Here is a 15,834-nt window from a genome sequence, read left to right as displayed (position 1 = left end):
CCCCCACGGACGCCGCCCTGGCCGCCGACCTCGCGCTGCCGATCGAGGAGCTGGAGCTCACGGTCCGCTCCTACAACTGCCTCAAGCGTGAGGGCGTCCACTCCGTGGGTGAGCTCCTGGCGCGCTCCGAGGCGGACCTCCTGGACATCCGCAACTTCGGTGCGAAGTCCATCGACGAGGTCAAGGCGAAGCTGGCCGGCCTGGGCCTGGCCCTCAAGGACAGCCCGCCCGGATTCGACCCCACCGCCGCCGCCTTCGACGCGGACGACAACGGCGGCTCGGGTTTCGTGGAGACCGAGCAGTACTGAGTACCGAGCCGTACTGAGTACCGAGCAGTACTTGAGTACCGAGCAGTACTTGAGTACTGCCGCCGGGTCACGGGGGAACCGGGAAGGCGGCGGAGCCGGGGATGAACACCGGCCGACCGCACCTGGTTCCCCCGTGACCCGGCAAGGGCGGGAGAAGGTCTTCTCCCGGATCGCTCCCGGATCTCTCCCGGCCTCAGGGGCTGCCCGCGGCGACCGGGCACAAGGGCGGCCCCCGTACCTCCCTCAGCCGCCGGTGGCCGGCTGACGGCTCCTCACCGATGGCTCCTCACCGACGGCTCCTCGCTGACGGCCGACCGGCCGTGGGCCTGCGTCGGCCGTCCATCGCGGTTCGCCCCTAGTCGACCTCCACCGGACCGTCGTCCGACTTCTTCCCCTTGCTGGTGGGCAGCTGGAGCAGGCTGTTGCTCTCGCTCTCCTTGGGGCGGTGGCCGTCGGTGTCCTGGCCGTTCAGGTTCTGCCGGACCGAGTCGAGGATCGTCAGGCCCTGGGACACCAGACCGGCGGCGATCTCGCCGAGGCCGTCCGCGCCGTTGAGGACGTTGACGTTGGCGCCGGCGAGGCCGCCGGCGGCCTCCTTGACGATCTGCGGGAGCTGGTCGATCAGCATCCGGTCGAGTGCGACCCGATCGTACGAGGCAGCCGCCTCCGCCTGGATCTTCATCCGCTGCGCCTCGGCGGCCGCGAGGATCCTGACCCGCTCGGCCTCGGCCTCGGCGGGCTTGACGACCTCGGCCACCAGCTGCTGCTGGCGCAGCTTGGCCTGGCGCTGGGCCAGCTCCGTCTGGGCGGCGAGCACCTCCTGCTGGGCGTGTGCCTGCGCCAGCGGCCCGGCCTGCCCGGCCTGCGCCTGGGCGCGGTCCACCTCGGCCGAGTACTCGGCCTTGACGATGGCGGTCTGCCGGGCGTACTCGGCCTGCTTCCGGGCCGCCGCCTGCTCCGCCTCGACCGCGGCCTGCGTGGCCTGCGCCTGGGCGATCTGCGCCTGCCGCTGGATGGCCGCCTTGTGCGGCGCGGACATCGCGTCGATGTAACCGGTGTCGCCGTCGTCGATCGACTGGATCTGCAGCGAGTCGACGATCAGGCCGATCTTCGCCATCTCGGTCTTTGAGGTGTCCAGGACCTCCGCGGCGAGCTTCTGCCGCTCGGTGACGATCTCCTCGACCGTCATCGAGCCGATGATGGCCCGCAGGTGACCGGCGAAGATCCGCCCGGTGAGCACCGACATCTGCTCCTGGTCGGAGAGGAACCGCTGGCCCGCGTTGATGATGCTCTCGTGGTCGTTGCCGACCTTGAAGGCGATGACCGCCCGGACATGCAACGAGATGCCCTGCCTGGTCACACAGGTCTCGGTGACCTCGGACTCACACATGGAGAGGGTGAGGAACCGGACCTTCCGGAAAACCGGCAGCACGAACTTCCCGTGCCCCGTGACCACTCGGAACGGCGCGCCCCCCAGTCCCCGCCTGCCCCCCGAGATCAACATCGCCTCGTCGGGAGCGGGGACGCGGTATCCGAACATGCCTGTACTCCTCAGCCGGCGCCGGCGGTGTCCCCGCTCAGCGCGTCCAATGGATCCACCCACTCGATGACGCCGACCTCGCGACATCCACGTGATTCGATCACGAGCACCGTCGTGCCCACGGGCAGGGGAACGTCCGACCAGGCGAGGAAGGTCTCGGAACCGCCTCTGACACGCACCAGGACTTCGCCGGGGCCTGTGGAACCGCGAGTTCCGATGAGTACCTTCCCCGTGCGGCCGATCACGGCCTCGTCCTGCGGTATCACCAGCCGTCCTCCTCGTCCTGGCCCCATGATTCCGACGATAGACCCAGTCCGGCCGGGACCCAACGGGCGGGAGGACTCGTCCTGCCCCACCGGGTCTCCGGGCCCAGCGGCGGCTGCGTACCGTGCCTGTGCCCCCGGCAGGATTCGAACCTGCGACACCTGCTTCAGGAGTTCGATCAGAGAGGCCTCACCGTGCGCCCCGGTAGAGGGTGTGAGGGCAGGGTGAGTTGCGGAGGACCGTGGGCGTGCCCAAGGCAGGCCCAAGCGCCTGGCGGAGGCTCATCCGTTCACCTCCGTTCGGTGACCCACGTCACACCTGGCTCCTGTCAGTAATCGGAGCGCCGTCTCGTTCAAGGGGCACGCGAACGAGACAGGAGCAACGCCATGAAGCACCGCATCGTGGTACTCGGCGCCGGATACGCCGGGGCCTTCGCCGCCGGAAACCTGGCCCGCCGGCTCTCTCCGGCCGACACCGAGATCACCGTCGTCAACGCCGTGCCCGACTTCGTCGAGCGGATGCGGCTCCACCAGCTCGCGATCGGCCAGGATCTCGCGTTCCGCAAGCTCGCCGACGTATTCGCGGGCACCGGGGTCCGGCTGCGCCTGGCACGCGTCACCGGCGTCGACCCCGGGCGCAGGACCGTCGCCGTGGCCGGTGAGAACGGTGAGGACGGCGACGGCGAGCTCGCGTACGACACGCTTCTCTACGCGCTCGGCAGCTCCGTAGCCCACCATGGCGTCCCCGGCGTGGCCGAGTACGCCTTCGACGTGACCGGGCGGGCCTCGGCGCTGCGGCTGCGCGAGCGCCTGGCGCAGCCTTCCTCGCATGGATGGCTATGACCAACGGTGGGTGGTGGTGCTCAGGTCTTGTCATCGCCGTCCCGTTTGCTGCTGTTGGACTGATTTTCGTTACTGACGCCTTCGTCAAAACGGAGCGTGATGCGAGACGGGCGTTGCGTGACGCCGTCACCCCTAGGCTGCCGCGGGTTGAGCATTCGCACGAGGCGCTTCTGAGTACGCGTACTCAGGGCTCGGCGGCCTTCGTCGGCAAGAGTTGGGGAAAGCCGAACGACAGGAGAGGTTTTCGTGCCCATACCCCACAGGGTCGGCCACCTCACCACCGCCTTCCGACCCGGTAGGTTCCGGGCCGTCGGTGCTGCACTTGCCGGCACGGCCGCGGTCGTGGCACTCACCGGATGTTCCGCCCTGAAGTACCAGGAGGACGTCTGCAGCAGAGGCAAGTACCCCGTCATGCAGGTAAACGGCCCCGGTGGGGATTGCGTGGCGAACGGTGATGAACCCCCTGCGGGATACGCGCGATACCCGGAGGGCAAGGTGCCGCAGCAGGTCGACGACAAGTGGGACGTCTATTGGAGTACCCGCACGCTCGACAAGGACGGCAACGTCATTGACCTGCCGGACGCGTACTGACTGAATATTCGCCACTGGTTCGAGGAGGGGCTGAATAGCTAGGAGTCGTGCCGTGGACCACAGGAGGTCTGGACGGCCCCTGCTGGTCTTCGACGTCTGGGAACAGGCCTACCACCTGCAGTGCAAGAACGTACGCGCCGACTACGTCACCAGACCGTGGAACCTGGTGAACTGGGAAGATCGCCGCACGGTATGCCGCTGCGGTCGGTGCCCGACCATGTACACGCCCCGGCCCGCGTCGAGGGACGCGGGCCGGGGGCGGTGGGGGCGCGGCGGTCTGCCGGTGGTCAGTCCGCGGACCGTACGGCGGGGATGGCGAGGTCGACGGGACCGGTGCCGCTACCGCTCTTGCAGGAGTCGTGGCAGCTCTTCTCCAGGCTGCAGCAGAGCGAGCAGATCGCGCCCTGATGGAAGGGGCAGCCCGCCATGTCGGGCCGCTCGAACTCGGTCGCGCACACCGAGCAGGTCAGGACGGCGGCCGAGGGCAGCCCGTCCGTGCCCAGCAGCGGCTCTTCCAGGTCGTCGACGCGGGCGATGTAGTACTTGCCCTTGGTCAGCACCGCGAACAGCGGCGAGAGCACCATCGCCAGGAACAGCGCGATGAAGGGGGAGTACGCCTTGCCGTAGTCGCCGAACACCTCGAAGTACGCGGCGATCGAGACGGCCGAGGCGATCAGCATCGAGCCGAAGCCGACCGGGTTGAAGTTGTACAGGTGGGCGCGCTTGAACTCGATGTAGGACGGGCTGAGCTTCAGCGGCTTGTTGATGACCAGGTCGGCGACGACCGCGCCGATCCAGGCGATGGCCACGTTGGAGTAGAAGCCGAGGACCGTGTTGAGGAAGCCGAAGACGCCGCCCTCCATCAGGGTCAGCGCGATGCCGACGTTGAGGAAGATGTAGACCACACGGCCGGGGTGACGGTGGGTGAGGCGGGAGAAGAAGTTGGACCAGGACAGTGAACCGGAGTACGCGTTCGTCGAGTTGATCTTTATCTGGGACAGGATCACGAAGAAGGTGGCCAGCCCCAGGGCGATGGGCGCGGCGAAGGTCTTGAACCCGGACACGTACTGCTGGATCGGCTCGTTGGCCTTGCTCAGGCCGACACTGCCGGCGATGTAGAAGGCGAGGAACGCGCCGCCGATCTGCTTGAGCGCGCCCAGCACCACCCAGCCCGGGCCGGCGCTCAGCACCGCGCCCCACCACTTCTTGGCGTTCCCGGGCGTCTTGTCGGGCATGAAGCGCAGGTAGTCGACCTGCTCACCGATCTGCGCGATCAGCGACAGCGCCACACCGGCACCCGCGCCGACGCCGAGCATGCTGATGGTGGAGCCGGTCGGTGAGTTGCCGGCGAAGTGGGTGAACTCCGAGAACTTGCCCGGGTCCTGGATCGCGATGGACACGAACGGCGCGACCATCAGCACCAGCCACACCGGCTGCGTCCACACCTGCATCTTCGACAGTGCGGTCATGCCGTAGATCACCAGCGGCAGGATGATCAGCGAGCAGATCAAGTACCCGACGGCGAGCGGGATGTGCAGGCCCAGTTCCAGGGCCTGCGCCATGATCGAGCCTTCGAGGGCGAAGAAGATGAAGGTGAAGCTGGCGTAGATGACCGAGGTGAGCGTCGAGCCGAGGTAGCCGAAGCCCGCGCCCCGCGTCAACAGGTCCATGTCGATGGAGTACTTGGCCGAGTAGTACGAGATCGGGATGCCGGTCAGGAAGATGACCACGGCTGCCGTCAGGATCGCCACCATGGCGCTGGAGAAGCCGTTGGAGATGGCGATCGAGCCGCCGATGGCGAAGTCGGCCAGGTAGGCGATGCCGCCGAGGGCGGTGGTGGCCACCACGTAAGGGGTCCAGCGGCGGAAGGACTTCGGCGCGTAGCGCAGCGAGTAGTCCTCCAGCGTGTCGTTCTTCGCCCAGTCGTTGTAGGTCCGTCCGGCTGATGTTGCCGGCGCCTCTTTGTCGACGATCTCCGTCACGACTCTTCCCTCTTCCGCATGCAGGGTCACCGCCCGGATGGTCCGGGGGAGCTCCACGGAAGAGTCACGCCGCGTTGTTTCCCGGGCGTTTCACGTCCTTTAAATGAAGGCTCTTTGGCGGGCCTTTTTGTGACGCGCGCAGATAGATGCCCGGAGGGAATTCAAGGCCCATTGAAATGTGTGTCTCGATGGTCCCTGAGCTGGCCTTTCTTGAGTATCGCGAGCTTTCGGAGGGGTTGGCTGCGGCAGTTTCCACGACGCGCTGGCCAGCGCAAATTCGGGGCTGGTGGTCAGAGTTGGGCGACGATGCCGAAGCCGAAGGCGTCCGCCCGTGCGAGGTGCAGCCGTTGGCGGAGATGATTGATGCCGGCGCCCAGCCTGACCAAGCTCGTCTACCGCATGGTCGCCGACAACCTGGTCTACCGCCGCCCCGACCCCGCCGGCCGCCGCCGCGTCCTGCTCCACCTCACGCCGCGCGGCCGCACCCTCCATCGACGTCCCGCCCAACGCGTCCACACCGACCAGGCCCAGCTCCTCGACGCCATCGCCGACCACGGCGAACTCGTCAAGCTGCTCACGCTGCTCACGGAGACCCTCGGCGGACGGCCTGCGGTCGCTTCGGCGGAACGGCGAAGCTGATCAACAGGGGAGAGCTGATCAACAGGGGAGAGCTGATCAACGGGGGAGAGCTGATCAACGGGGGAGCTGATCAGGCGGCGCCGCCGTCGCCGCCCGGCCTTCCTGTTTCGGGACCGTGCGCCGCACGGATGTCCCGTACCCGATGCATGGGGGAGGACCTAACGCCGCTGGTGGTCGGCGTCCGGAGTCGTGCACAGGGCGTCGTCGACCAGCTTGCTCTCGGCCTGTTCCACGCGCAGGACGTCGTCCGCGGAATCGGCGAGGACGCCCGACAACGAGACCGTGACGCTGCGCCGGCCGTCGGCGGTGACGCCGGCGGCGCTGATCCAGCCGGCATCGCCGCCCTCGTGACCCCAGTACACCCCGCCGCAGGACAGCGGGCGTGAGAAGAGCCCCAGCCCGTCACGGGCGCCCGGCATGAACTGTCTGAACTCCTTGCTGACCCGGATGGTCTGTTTCATCTGCGTCAGCTGTGCCGGTGGCAGGAGCCGGCCGCCGAGCAGGGCGCGGAAGAACCGGTTGAGATCGGCGGTGGTGGAGACGAGCCCGGCCTCTCCATTGATGCCCGAGCCGACCTGCTCGGTGACGTCCACGAGCGGCTCGCCGGCCTTGAACCTCTGGTAGGTCTCGGCATGCGGCTGAGGCAGCGTGGGTGAAGTACCCGGCCAGAAGGTGTGATCGAGGCCGAGCGGCCGGACGATCCGGTCCCTTGCCTCCTCGTGCCAGGAGTGCCCGGTGACCCGCTCGATGATCATGCCGAGCAGGACGTAACCGGTGTTGCTGTAACTCCAGTCCTTGCCGGGCCGGAAGTCCGGGCGGTGGCGCATCGCACGGGCGACGGTCTGCTGGGGTGTGTAGCTGTCGTATCGGTGCTCGTAGAAGTCCTCCGCCGAGGTGTAGTCCGGGTAGTCGTCGTGGATGCCGCTGGTGTGCTGGAGCAGTTGGCGGACGGTGATCGCGCGACCGTCATTGCCGTTTCCGGACACCACGCCGGGCAGCCATCGTTCGACCGAGTCGTCCAGGGAGAGGCTGTGGTCGCCGGCGAGTTGCAGGATCACGGTGGCCACGAACGCCTTGGTGACGCTGGCTATCCGGAAGTGGCCGTCCCGAGGGACCGGCTGCCGGTCCGTCAGATCGGCGACGCCGCTGGTGGCGGTGAGGTTCCGGCCGTCGGAGGTGACCAGGCGGGCCTGCACTCCCGTCACGCCGAGTGCGGTGATCGCGTCGGCGTCGTTCTGGAGCTGGAGCTGGAGCTGGATTCGGGGGTCCTGCTGTGGGGCGGCCATCGCGCCGGGCACGCCGGTGGAAAGAATTCCGGCCACGACGGCGGCCAGCGCCAGGTTCCGTCGGACGGATCGGCCGCGCCGCCGTGGTGAGCGAACTGGTGGAGTCGTCATGGGCGTTGACACTAGGTCTGGCCGAGGTGAGCAGTCGGTACCGCTCACCGGTGAGAAAAAGGGGTAGCTGGCTGTAGTGCCTGGCTCGGTGACCGTGGCTCAGACTTGTGCGAATGAACCACCCTGGGGCCAGTCGGCTTTCGGCGATGTGGCGCGGTCTGGGTTATCTGCTGGGAAGCCTGTTCACCGCCGCGGTCGCCCTGTTCGCGCTGCCCGTACTCGTCGTCCCGATGATGGCTCGCGCCTGGGCGTCCTGGCATCGTCGCCGCGCCGACCGGCTGCTGCTTTCTCCGCCTCCGCCTTCTGATCCCGTCCGCGTCGGTACATGGCGTGTTCTGGGGTGGCTGTGCACATCCATCGTGACCGGTCTGGCGTTCGGGCTCGTCGTGGTGCTGTGCGCAGGGAACGCGGTGGCCACGGCCGTCACGGTGCCCTTGTGGTGGGCGTTGCCCGCCGGCACCCGCGCGGGCGGCTTCGCCGCCGGTGTTCCACTGTCCGGGTGGGGCACGGCGTTGACCCTGGGGACCGCACAGATCGTCATCTTCGCGGCGCTGACCTACTGGCTGGTTCCCCTGCTGGCGCGCCTGCACGCCCGGCTCTGTGTCGCGTTGCTGTCCCCCTCGGCCGCCGAGACGTTGGCGCAGCGGGTGGAGACGCTGACCGAGACGCGGGCCGACGCCATGAACGCGCACGGCGCGGAACTCCGCCGCATCGAACGCGACCTGCACGACGGCACCCAGGCCCGGCTGGTGGCCATCGCGATGCGGCTGGGCGTGGCCCGTGAGTTGCTGAGCGAGGACCCCCAGATGGTGGCCAGACTCCTGGAGGAAGCGCATGAAGGTACCGAGGAGGCCATGACGGAGCTTCGTGCGGTGATCCGGACGATCTACCCGCCGATCCTCGCCGATCGCGGCCTCGCCGGGGCGCTGGCCGCACTGGGGACCCGATCGGCGATCGACACCGCCCTCGATATCGGCGACCTCGGCACGGTCCCCGCCGCGGTCGAGGCCGTGGCCTACTTCACGATCGCCGAGGCGCTCACCAACGCTGCCAAGCACAGCCAGGCCACCCGGACCACCGTCCGCGTCACACGCGACGGTGACCGGCTGTCGATCGAGGTCACCGACGACGGAGTCGGCGGCGCCGACGAGGCGCTGGGTACCGGTATCGCCGGAATCCGCCACCGTGTCCTTGCGCTCGACGGCACCGTCCACATCCACAGCCCCGGCGGCGGCCCGACCACGATCACTGTGAGCCTGGCATGCGGGTCGTGATCGCCGAGGACAACGTCCTGCTGTCCAACGGGCTGGAACTCCTGCTGACCGCCAAGGGCTTTCACGTCGCCGCGATCACCCAGGACGCCCCCGGTTTCGTCGCCGCCGTCGACGAACACCGACCGGACGTCACCATCGTCGACGTACGGCTGCCGCCGACCTTCCGCGACGAGGGCATCCACGCCGCCATCCACGCCCGCCGCCGGCACCCCGGCCTGCCCGTGCTCGTCCTCTCCCAATACGTCGAGCAGCAGTACGCCGGCGAGCTGATCTCCGATGGATGCGGCGGCGTCGGCTACCTCCTCAAGGACCGGGTGAGCCGGGTGAGCGAGTTCATCGACGCGCTGCGGCGGGTCGCCGCCGGCGCTACCGTCATGGACCCCGAGGTGATCGGGCAGCTCCTCACCCGTGACACCCGCGACCCGATTGCCGCCCTCACGCCACGCGAACGCGAAGTTCTCGCCCTGATGGCCGAAGGAAAGGACAACGCCACGATCGCGGCCCGGCTCGTCATCACCGAGAACGCCGTCCACAAGCACATCGGCAACATCTTCGCCAAGCTCGGCCTCTCGCCGGCCGACAGCGGCCACCGCCGCGTCCTCGCAGTCCTCACCTATCTCAGCCGCCGCTGACTGCCGCCGCTGACTGATGCCACTGACTGACGCCACTGACCAAGTGGTCCGTCGAGGCTGGTCCGCCTGAAGCGAAACCCGGCCGGGAGTTTGCGGACGCGGGACTGCCGCTGGATCGTGCACCGCTCAAGCAAAGGGCCCTGGACGCTGTGCCGGGCCGCCCGCTCACGCATTGCTCACGCGCTACCGGGTGCTGAGCAGCGTGCGGGTCAGACCTGGCCGAGGTCGATCTTCACCGGGAAGGGGGCCGCTGCCTTGAGGACTCCGGTGAACACGTCGCCCTCCCGGTAGGTCTTCGTCGCGGGGTCGAGAACGTAGGTGTACACGAGAGGAACGCCTGTCGCGGCCTGCTCGATCCGCCAGTAGAAGCCGATGCCTGCCTTGGCGTACTGGTCGACCTTCACGATCCGGTCGGTGGTCTCCGAGCCCGGCGACACCACTTCCGCGACCAGCAGCACGTGCTCGGGGCGGGTAGGGGTGATGTCGATCGTGTCTGCGCGGTACACGACGACGTCCGGGCGGCGATTGGTGAGCGGGACGTCCTGAAGCCGGACGAAGTCCGTGTCGGCGTTCCACTCCGGGCCCGAGGCCGCATCCAGGGCGTTCGCCAGAATCCGGGCCAGCCGGTTGTGGCGCTTGGACGCACTCGGACTCACGACGACCATCCCGTCCACGATCTCGATACCGGCGCACTGCTCCTCGGACCAGGACTCGTACTCTTCCGCCGTGATCTGCTCATGCATCCACGCCGGGGCCACCATCTCGGCCGTCATGAAGCACCTCCCGGACACTGTGCTGCGGGCCCGATCCCGCTGGATTCAGCGTACTGTCTGCCATCCGCCCGGCACGCCGATCTCGCTCACGCCCCTCCCCGGCGGCCGACATCCGACAGCGAGCTCACGGCGAGTGGGGAACCAGTGCCGGCCTGCGGAACGTCCCGGTCGGCAGCAGCGCCTGCGTCGAGGGACCGTACGGGGCGTTCACCTCGCCGCGCCGGACCCGGCCCGGCACCCAGCTGATCGCCGGGAGGTATCTGGCACGGCTGTGGCACGCCGGGCCTCTTCGTCCCGAAGCAACTCAGGTGAGGACTCCGGGCGATGACATCCAAGCGAAGGCGTCTGCTGTTCGGGTAGCCAGCGATCCGATCCGCCAAGAATCGGTTATGTCGGTCCAGCCGTCGAGGCGAGCGCTTCGCGCGCCGTGCTCTGCTGCTTGGTCATAGAAGAGGGTGAACCTGTAGACCTTGCCGTCCTCGGAGATGACTTGGCCGTCCTCGTGGTCGGGGCCCTCCTGCAAGAGGTCGACGATGATCGTTCGGTCCGGATCGAGTCCCTGGGCCCTCAGGAGCTCCCGCAACCGGCTCCACAGGTCGTAGTCGCTGGTCCGCAGGAGATCGGTGTACTGAACGACGATGCTTGACACCATGAACCCATCATCGGTCCGGCACGTGGCGAAGGGGAGCGGGCCGCCGAGGTCGAGGCCGGCGGTAGGCCATCAGCTTGGGAAGCTCAGGTGCCCTCGGGGGCCGGCAGCTCGCCTGCCCGAACCCGTGGGCCGGTCGGGGTAGGAGGGCTGACCGATGACCGACGACCGATGACCGAGCCCGGTCCCGACTCCCGGCCATGTCGGTGCACCAGCCGCCGCAGCAGCCGGTGCACCGTCTCCTCACGATCCAGGCCCTTTAGTGCAGGACGTCGAGTTCGTTGTCGACGTTGTTGACGAAGTAGACCGCGTCGCGGTCCAGGTCCAGTGAGAGGCCGAAGAGCGCACCTGCACCGGGCGGACTGCCCTCGTTGTTGATCTGCTTGAACGCGACCTGCTTCCCGGCTTCGGTGGTCTCGACGATGTTGCCGTCTCCGCCGTTGACCGTCAGGATGTCGCCCTTGGGGGTGATGGCCATGCCCAGCGGGCCGTTGAGTCTGCCGCCCTCGGTGATGACCCGCCCGATGCCGGCGCTGTCCTTCCGCGTCAGCGCCCGCGGGATGGCGGTGATCCGGCTCCGCACGGTGTCGGCGACGAAGAGCGTGCCGTCATGGCCCAGACCGACGCCGGTCGGACCGACCACCAAGGCCGCCGGGTCCGTCCGCTGGGGGAAGCCGGAGCCGATCTCGGTGGTGGCCACCCGCTTCGGTGGCTCGTCGCCCTCGCAGCGCAGGGTGATCCGCAGGACCGTGCCCCGGTCGACCTCCGCACCGCCACCGGCGACCGTTCCGTTGAGCACATTGGTCACGAACAGCTCGGTCTGCTTTTCGTGCCCACCCCGCTTCTCGGAGCTGACAGCGGTCATGTCCCACGGACCGTTGATGCCGTCTCCCGCGATCGTTCTGCGCACCGTGCCGTGCTTGTCGAGCACCAGCAGGCAGCCGGCCTGGGCGGTGGCCGACGATCCGTCCGCGGTGGGGAGACTGCCGACCACGACCCATCCGCCGGGCAGGACCGTCAGCGCCGTGGTGAGGCCGACCCCGCCAGGGCACGGGCCGGGCAGATTGTCCGGGTCGATCGTGGCGAACGTGGTCCTTTGGCCGCCGGGGGTGATCTGGACCAGCGTGGTACCGGTGCCCTGCTCATTCGCCGAGTCGTTGAAGTTGCTGACCAGGACGTTGCCCCGGTGCAGATTGCCGGTGCTCTCCTGGATGGTGAACGTGCCGTACGGGTTCACGTCGCCGTTCTCCGGGACGGTGGACGCGACGGTGGACACGGTGTGCAACCGGTCCAGGAACGGCTTCTGGCCGCTGGGCCCGGCCGGGGACGCGGCCGCGGTCAGGCCTACGACCAGCGCGGCGGTCGCGAGCACACTCGAACATACCCGAAGTCTCATGTACTGCCTCCTGAAGGACGGGCCGGACAGTCGGGACAGAGCGTCCTGACCCGCGAAAGTGCACGGAGTGCCCCCCAACCGCCACGCTAGGCACCTCTCACCGCAGACCGCTCGACAGCATCCGCCAAATGCCGGTCGTTCCGGGTAACGGCCGCAGGGAGCGGAGTGAGCGGCCTTGAACCCGTAGAACCCGTGGAACCCGCTGAGAAGGTGGTAACTCAGTCGGTCGCGTGGGGCTTGAAATCGCGTGCGCAGGCAGGGAGTTCGCCCCTTTGGGAAACGCTCGCCTCGACGGCCGGCGCCAGCACACGCGAGCTGATCACCCGCATGGGCCACAGCAGCTCGCGGGCCGCGCTGATCTATCAGCACATGACCAGCGACCGCGACCGGGCCATCGCCGACCGGCTCGGTGCCATGGTCCGGGGCGGTGGTGCTGAGAGGTGCTATTTCGCCTGGTCAGCGCCCATGCGGCTTCGTACACGGTCCCACTCATGACACCTCGTGCCGGACAGTCCGCTCACGCATCGCGCACGTATGAAGCCCGCTTCCTGGAATGCGAAGGGGGTGCGTGCACTCTGAGCCAGGGCCCTTGTGATTGTCCGCGCAGGCCCTCTCGGTTACAGTTATTACAGATGGACAGATGGACTTCTGTCCAGGTCGGTGATTGGAGGGTGGCTATGGCTCGTACGAGCGTTCTTGCCCGTGCCGAGAAGGTCGAACCGGATCCCTCGCATCAGTGCGCGCTTGCCGCGGCTGCCCGAATGGTGCCGGAGCAGGTTCAGGTTCTGGTGCGCACCTCTGATGGCGGTGAGCTGGCGCTGCCGCGGGAACTGGTCCGCATTCTCCTCGCCTCCGCGGGCGAGCTGTCCCGTGGACATGCGGTCACGGTCCTGGCCTCCGAGGTTCAGTTGTCGCCTGCTGAGACCGCTGAGCTTCTGGGGTTGTCCCGACCGTTCGTCACCCGCTTGCTTGACGCGGGCGACATCCCGTCGACGAACCTGCCCGGAAGCAGTCACCGTGTGGTGCGTCTTGCCGATGTGCTGGCGTTCCAGCAGCGGCGTGAGCGCCGCAGGGAGGGGCGGCGGCAGATCGCCGACATGCTGGACGACGCCGGATAGGCCAGTTGATTCGGGTCTCGCTGCCGACGGCGAAGCAGAGGGGGAAGCCTGGCACCGCGGGTCTTCGTGGATGCCAACGTCTTGTTTCCGTTCTCGGTGATGGATGTGATGCTGGCCCTCACGGAGGATTCCGTCCACGAGATCGTGTGGTCCGAGAGACTTCTTGCGGAGTGGGAGCGGGTCATCGTCCGGGAGGGCAGGCGTTCAGCGGAGTCGGCTGCCGCGGTCGGCCGCGCGGTTCGACGCTTCTTCGCCGACTGTGAGATCACGGCGGCGTCCTACGGGCATCTTGTGGATGAGATGCCGGGCGATGACCCCGACGACCGGCACCATGCGGCGGCAGCGGTGGCTTCCGGTGCCTCCGCGCTGGTCACCTGGAATCTTGGCGACTTCCCTGCGGGTGACTTGGCTGAGCGCGGAGTGCGGGTGATCGACCCGGATTCGTACTTGTGCGGGCTCTATGGCGATCTGCCGGATGAGGTGGCGGACACGGTGGTCAGGCTTGCCGCAGAGAAGCGCAACCCGCCTGTCACGACCCCTGATGCCATCGCCCGACTCGCGAAGGCCGGTCTGCCGGGCTTCGCCGACCTCCTGACGCAGCATCTCGGGCACTGAACCCAGGTGCCGCGATGGCGGTTCGCGAGCGGATGACGGGAATCGAACGCTCACGCAAACGGCCCCGGACGAGGAGTCCGAGGCCGAATAGAACGCCTCCCTCGGGAAGAAACCCCAGGTCAGCAGCGTGATGCGTTGTGCCCCCGGCAGGATTCGAACCTGCGACACCCGCTTTAGGAGTTCGATCACCGCGCCGTGCAGGGTGCTGAAACGGCGTCAAACGGCTCGTCGTTGGTCCGGCCGTGGCCGCTTCGGTATGGGCGCGTTCGCGGCCGTTGATGTCAGGTGTGGATGTCAGACGGGCCGGGGAACGATGCTCACCGCGCGGTAGTCGTACCCGTCCTGCTTGAAGCCGGGCGCTTCCCAGACGAGATCGACCTGTTGCCCTGGTGACAGCGTGCGAAAGCCGGGCGCCTGAATGTCGGCGTAGTGGCCGAAGCACCCTCCGGGAGTCTCGGGCGAGTCGAGGACACCCCACCCCTCCTCGTCGCTCCACTCGCGCACAGTCGCAGTCACGACTGCGGGGACCTTACGGGCCCCTCTGCGGCGACTCATTTGCCTCTCCCCTCATCCATCCCACAAGATCACAAGAGACCTGACCGATCAGGCTGACACGGTCCTCCGTGGGAAGCACTGTGACACTGACAGTCGGGGGGCTCGAAAGATTCACGGGCGAAGCCAGGGGCCAAGTAGTGGATTCCGTCGGAGTCTCGCTGCACATGGCGCGATCACCGGTAACTTGCTCGTCCAGATGCTTGGCCATCGCGCTGACCTGGGACTTCGACAGCTGGGTGACGCCGAGGGACTCGGCGAGCTTCTCGACTCTGCGGGTGGAGACGCCGAGCAGGTAGGCGGTGGCGACCACGGAGATGAGGGCCTGCTCGGCCGCCGGCGCCGTTCGAGAAGCCAGTGCGGGAAGTAACTGCCCTGCCGCAGCTTGGGAATGGCCAGCTCAACGGTCCCTGCGCGGGTGTCCCACTCGCGCGGACGGTAACCGTTGCGATGGTTGACTCGCTCCTCGCTGACCTGCCCGTACTCGGCGCCGCAGAGGGCATCGGCCTCCGCGGACATGAGCGCGTCGGCGAACGTCTTGATCATCGCGCGCAGCAGATCAGGACTCGCCGCGGCGAGGTTGTCTTCGGCGAGGGCATGCAGGGGCAGACTGTCGGGTGCGGCCATTGTGCTGATCTCCTTCAAAGACTTGGTCGTCTTGAAGATCAGCCGGTGGCCGTTCGTCTATGCGGGCCTCATCCAGATGCCGGAGCAAACCCCCGGATCAGGTCGAACCCGTACACCACTTCCCTGGACGCAACCTGGAAATCTGTCGGCTTCGCCTTCCCAGGTTCGAATCCTGGCGCCGTCACACTGGGGAGTATCGACCCCTGACCAGCAAGTTTGGTCAGGGGCCGATCTCTTTCCCGATCGCTCCCTCTCCCTGTTGTTCCCCGCTGGTTCCCCCTCGTTCTGGCACGTGTGTGGCACGGCCCAGCGTGGCTGTCAGTCCGGCGCTGCATCGTTCCGGCGCGCTTGTGGCCCGCCTCGGCGACCTTGATCACATCGTCCGAGCACGATCAGTGGCCGAAGACGTGAAGGGCCGGGTTTCTGACCTGCGGCCGCGTAATCGATCAACGCTGCGACCTGCGACTTAGCTGCCGGTGGTTGTCAGCGTTGGTCGTCGTAGAGCACCCTCCGACGGCCCAGAGACGGCCCGGGGTACGTCTTAGGGCGTGCGCGGATAGGCGGTGCTCAGGGGCGCTTCCCGGGGCGTGCGTCCCAGCGGTAGAGGATCCACGCGCGGCGGATGAGGCGACGCA

The 15,834-nt window shown here is 67.7% G+C and carries 15 protein-coding genes and 4 pseudogenes; 10 read left to right on the top strand and 9 right to left on the bottom strand.

The window, feature by feature from the left end:
* On the top strand, positions 1–308 hold a 308-nt coding region (locus ACWD5D_RS44315), incomplete at its 5' end, for a DNA-directed RNA polymerase subunit alpha C-terminal domain-containing protein (RefSeq protein ID WP_451378424.1).
* 355 nt (positions 309–663) lie between these two features.
* On the opposite strand, the gene ACWD5D_RS44310 is transcribed toward ACWD5D_RS44315, so the two are convergent.
* Positions 664–1,848 carry a flotillin family protein gene (locus ACWD5D_RS44310; RefSeq protein WP_451378423.1) on the bottom strand — a complete coding sequence of 395 codons (1,185 nt, stop codon included), beginning with the start codon at positions 1,846–1,848 and terminating at the stop codon, positions 664–666.
* An 11-nt stretch (positions 1,849–1,859) separates the two neighbouring features.
* Positions 1,860–2,111 (bottom strand): hypothetical protein, encoded by a 252-nt coding sequence (locus ACWD5D_RS44305; RefSeq protein ID WP_451378426.1) that lies wholly within the window; start codon positions 2,109–2,111, stop codon positions 1,860–1,862.
* Positions 2,112–2,498: 387 nt separating this feature from the next.
* On the opposite strand from ACWD5D_RS44305, the pseudogene ACWD5D_RS44300 reads away from it, so the two are divergent.
* From ACWD5D_RS44300 to ACWD5D_RS44290, 3 genes and pseudogenes are all read left to right on the top strand, one after another.
* Positions 2,499–2,927: pseudogene (locus tag ACWD5D_RS44300) on the top strand (FAD-dependent oxidoreductase); the annotation flags it as partial.
* A 279-nt stretch (positions 2,928–3,206) separates the two neighbouring features.
* Positions 3,207–3,545 carry an SCO0607 family lipoprotein gene (locus ACWD5D_RS44295; protein WP_451378425.1) on the top strand — a complete coding sequence of 113 codons (339 nt, stop codon included), beginning with the start codon at positions 3,207–3,209 and terminating at the stop codon, positions 3,543–3,545.
* A 52-nt stretch (positions 3,546–3,597) separates the two neighbouring features.
* Positions 3,598–3,672, top strand: a pseudogene (locus tag ACWD5D_RS44290) (Fe-Mn family superoxide dismutase); the annotation flags it as partial.
* A gap of 160 nt (positions 3,673–3,832) precedes the next feature.
* On the opposite strand, the gene ACWD5D_RS44285 reads toward ACWD5D_RS44290, so the two are convergent.
* On the bottom strand, positions 3,833–5,527 hold the full coding sequence (locus tag ACWD5D_RS44285) for a purine-cytosine permease family protein (protein ID WP_451378422.1): 1,695 nt from the start codon (positions 5,525–5,527) through the stop codon (positions 3,833–3,835).
* A 363-nt stretch (positions 5,528–5,890) separates the two neighbouring features.
* On the opposite strand from ACWD5D_RS44285, the gene ACWD5D_RS44280 reads away from it, so the two are divergent.
* Positions 5,891–6,166, top strand: coding sequence for a hypothetical protein (locus tag ACWD5D_RS44280; protein WP_451378421.1), 276 nt, complete (start codon positions 5,891–5,893; stop codon positions 6,164–6,166).
* Positions 6,167–6,324: 158 nt separating this feature from the next.
* Here ACWD5D_RS44280 and ACWD5D_RS44275 read toward each other — a convergent pair whose 3' ends face one another.
* On the bottom strand, positions 6,325–7,488 hold the full coding sequence (locus ACWD5D_RS44275) for a serine hydrolase domain-containing protein (RefSeq protein WP_451378420.1): 1,164 nt from the start codon (positions 7,486–7,488) through the stop codon (positions 6,325–6,327).
* A gap of 188 nt (positions 7,489–7,676) precedes the next feature.
* On the opposite strand from ACWD5D_RS44275, the gene ACWD5D_RS44270 reads away from it, so the two are divergent.
* Together ACWD5D_RS44270 and ACWD5D_RS44265 are read left to right on the top strand one after the other, a co-directional pair.
* On the top strand, positions 7,677–8,837 hold the full coding sequence (locus ACWD5D_RS44270) for a histidine kinase (protein ID WP_451378419.1): 1,161 nt from the start codon (positions 7,677–7,679) through the stop codon (positions 8,835–8,837).
* Complete coding sequence (locus ACWD5D_RS44265; protein WP_451378418.1) at positions 8,825–9,469, top strand: LuxR C-terminal-related transcriptional regulator; 645 nt, start codon at positions 8,825–8,827, stop codon at positions 9,467–9,469. The genes ACWD5D_RS44270 and ACWD5D_RS44265 overlap by 13 nt, the downstream gene beginning before the upstream one ends.
* Before the next feature lie 209 nt (positions 9,470–9,678).
* Here the strand turns inward: ACWD5D_RS44265 and ACWD5D_RS44260 are convergent, their stop codons facing one another.
* The 3 genes from ACWD5D_RS44260 to ACWD5D_RS44250 form a co-directional block, all read right to left on the bottom strand.
* Positions 9,679–10,242, bottom strand: a complete 564-nt coding sequence (locus tag ACWD5D_RS44260) for a Uma2 family endonuclease (protein WP_451378417.1) — start codon at positions 10,240–10,242, stop codon at positions 9,679–9,681.
* Between the two features lie 304 nt (positions 10,243–10,546).
* Positions 10,547–10,894 carry a hypothetical protein gene (locus tag ACWD5D_RS44255; protein WP_451378416.1) on the bottom strand — a complete coding sequence of 116 codons (348 nt, stop codon included), beginning with the start codon at positions 10,892–10,894 and terminating at the stop codon, positions 10,547–10,549.
* Between the two features lie 256 nt (positions 10,895–11,150).
* Complete coding sequence (locus ACWD5D_RS44250; protein WP_451378415.1) at positions 11,151–12,287, bottom strand: hypothetical protein; 1,137 nt, start codon at positions 12,285–12,287, stop codon at positions 11,151–11,153.
* A gap of 279 nt (positions 12,288–12,566) precedes the next feature.
* Between ACWD5D_RS44250 and ACWD5D_RS44245 the strand changes: the two are divergent.
* The 3 genes and pseudogenes from ACWD5D_RS44245 to ACWD5D_RS44235 all read left to right on the top strand — a co-directional run.
* A pseudogene (locus ACWD5D_RS44245) lies at positions 12,567–12,782 on the top strand (hypothetical protein); the annotation flags it as partial.
* A 182-nt stretch (positions 12,783–12,964) separates the two neighbouring features.
* Positions 12,965–13,405, top strand: a complete 441-nt coding sequence (locus ACWD5D_RS44240; protein ID WP_451378414.1) for a helix-turn-helix domain-containing protein — start codon at positions 12,965–12,967, stop codon at positions 13,403–13,405.
* Positions 13,406–13,471: 66 nt separating this feature from the next.
* A complete protein-coding gene (locus ACWD5D_RS44235) occupies positions 13,472–14,020 on the top strand; it encodes a PIN domain-containing protein (protein ID WP_451378413.1) in 549 nt (182 codons plus the stop codon).
* A 294-nt stretch (positions 14,021–14,314) separates the two neighbouring features.
* Here ACWD5D_RS44235 and ACWD5D_RS44230 read toward each other — a convergent pair whose 3' ends face one another.
* The gene (locus ACWD5D_RS44230; RefSeq protein ID WP_451378412.1) at positions 14,315–14,575 is read right to left on the bottom strand and encodes a cold-shock protein; all 261 of its coding nucleotides are present in this window, start codon (positions 14,573–14,575) and stop codon (positions 14,315–14,317) included.
* A pseudogene (locus ACWD5D_RS44225) lies at positions 14,550–15,199 on the bottom strand (transposase). Before ACWD5D_RS44225 ends, ACWD5D_RS44230 begins: the two are co-directional and overlap by 26 nt.
* Between the last annotated feature and the right edge of the window lie 635 nt (positions 15,200–15,834).

It is taken from the genome of Streptomyces sp. NPDC002520 (assembly GCF_053595235.1).
Note: the sequence above shows the minus strand (reverse complement) of the source record. Positions and strands in the feature narration are given on the sequence as shown.

Coding starts and splice junctions, on each gene's coding strand:
- ACWD5D_RS44310 (WP_451378423.1), bottom strand. CDS start 1,848: ATGTTCGGATACCGCGTCCCCGCTCCCGACGAGGCGATGTTGATCTCG.
- ACWD5D_RS44260 (WP_451378417.1), bottom strand. CDS start 10,242: ATGACGGCCGAGATGGTGGCCCCGGCGTGGATGCATGAGCAGATCACG.
- ACWD5D_RS44230 (WP_451378412.1), bottom strand. CDS start 14,575: ATGAGTCGCCGCAGAGGGGCCCGTAAGGTCCCCGCAGTCGTGACTGCG.
- ACWD5D_RS44240 (WP_451378414.1), top strand. CDS start 12,965: ATGGCTCGTACGAGCGTTCTTGCCCGTGCCGAGAAGGTCGAACCGGAT.
- ACWD5D_RS44280 (WP_451378421.1), top strand. CDS start 5,891: ATGCCGGCGCCCAGCCTGACCAAGCTCGTCTACCGCATGGTCGCCGAC.
- ACWD5D_RS44265 (WP_451378418.1), top strand. CDS start 8,825: ATGCGGGTCGTGATCGCCGAGGACAACGTCCTGCTGTCCAACGGGCTG.
- ACWD5D_RS44255 (WP_451378416.1), bottom strand. CDS start 10,894: ATGGTGTCAAGCATCGTCGTTCAGTACACCGATCTCCTGCGGACCAGC.
- ACWD5D_RS44270 (WP_451378419.1), top strand. CDS start 7,677: ATGAACCACCCTGGGGCCAGTCGGCTTTCGGCGATGTGGCGCGGTCTG.
- ACWD5D_RS44250 (WP_451378415.1), bottom strand. CDS start 12,287: ATGAGACTTCGGGTATGTTCGAGTGTGCTCGCGACCGCCGCGCTGGTC.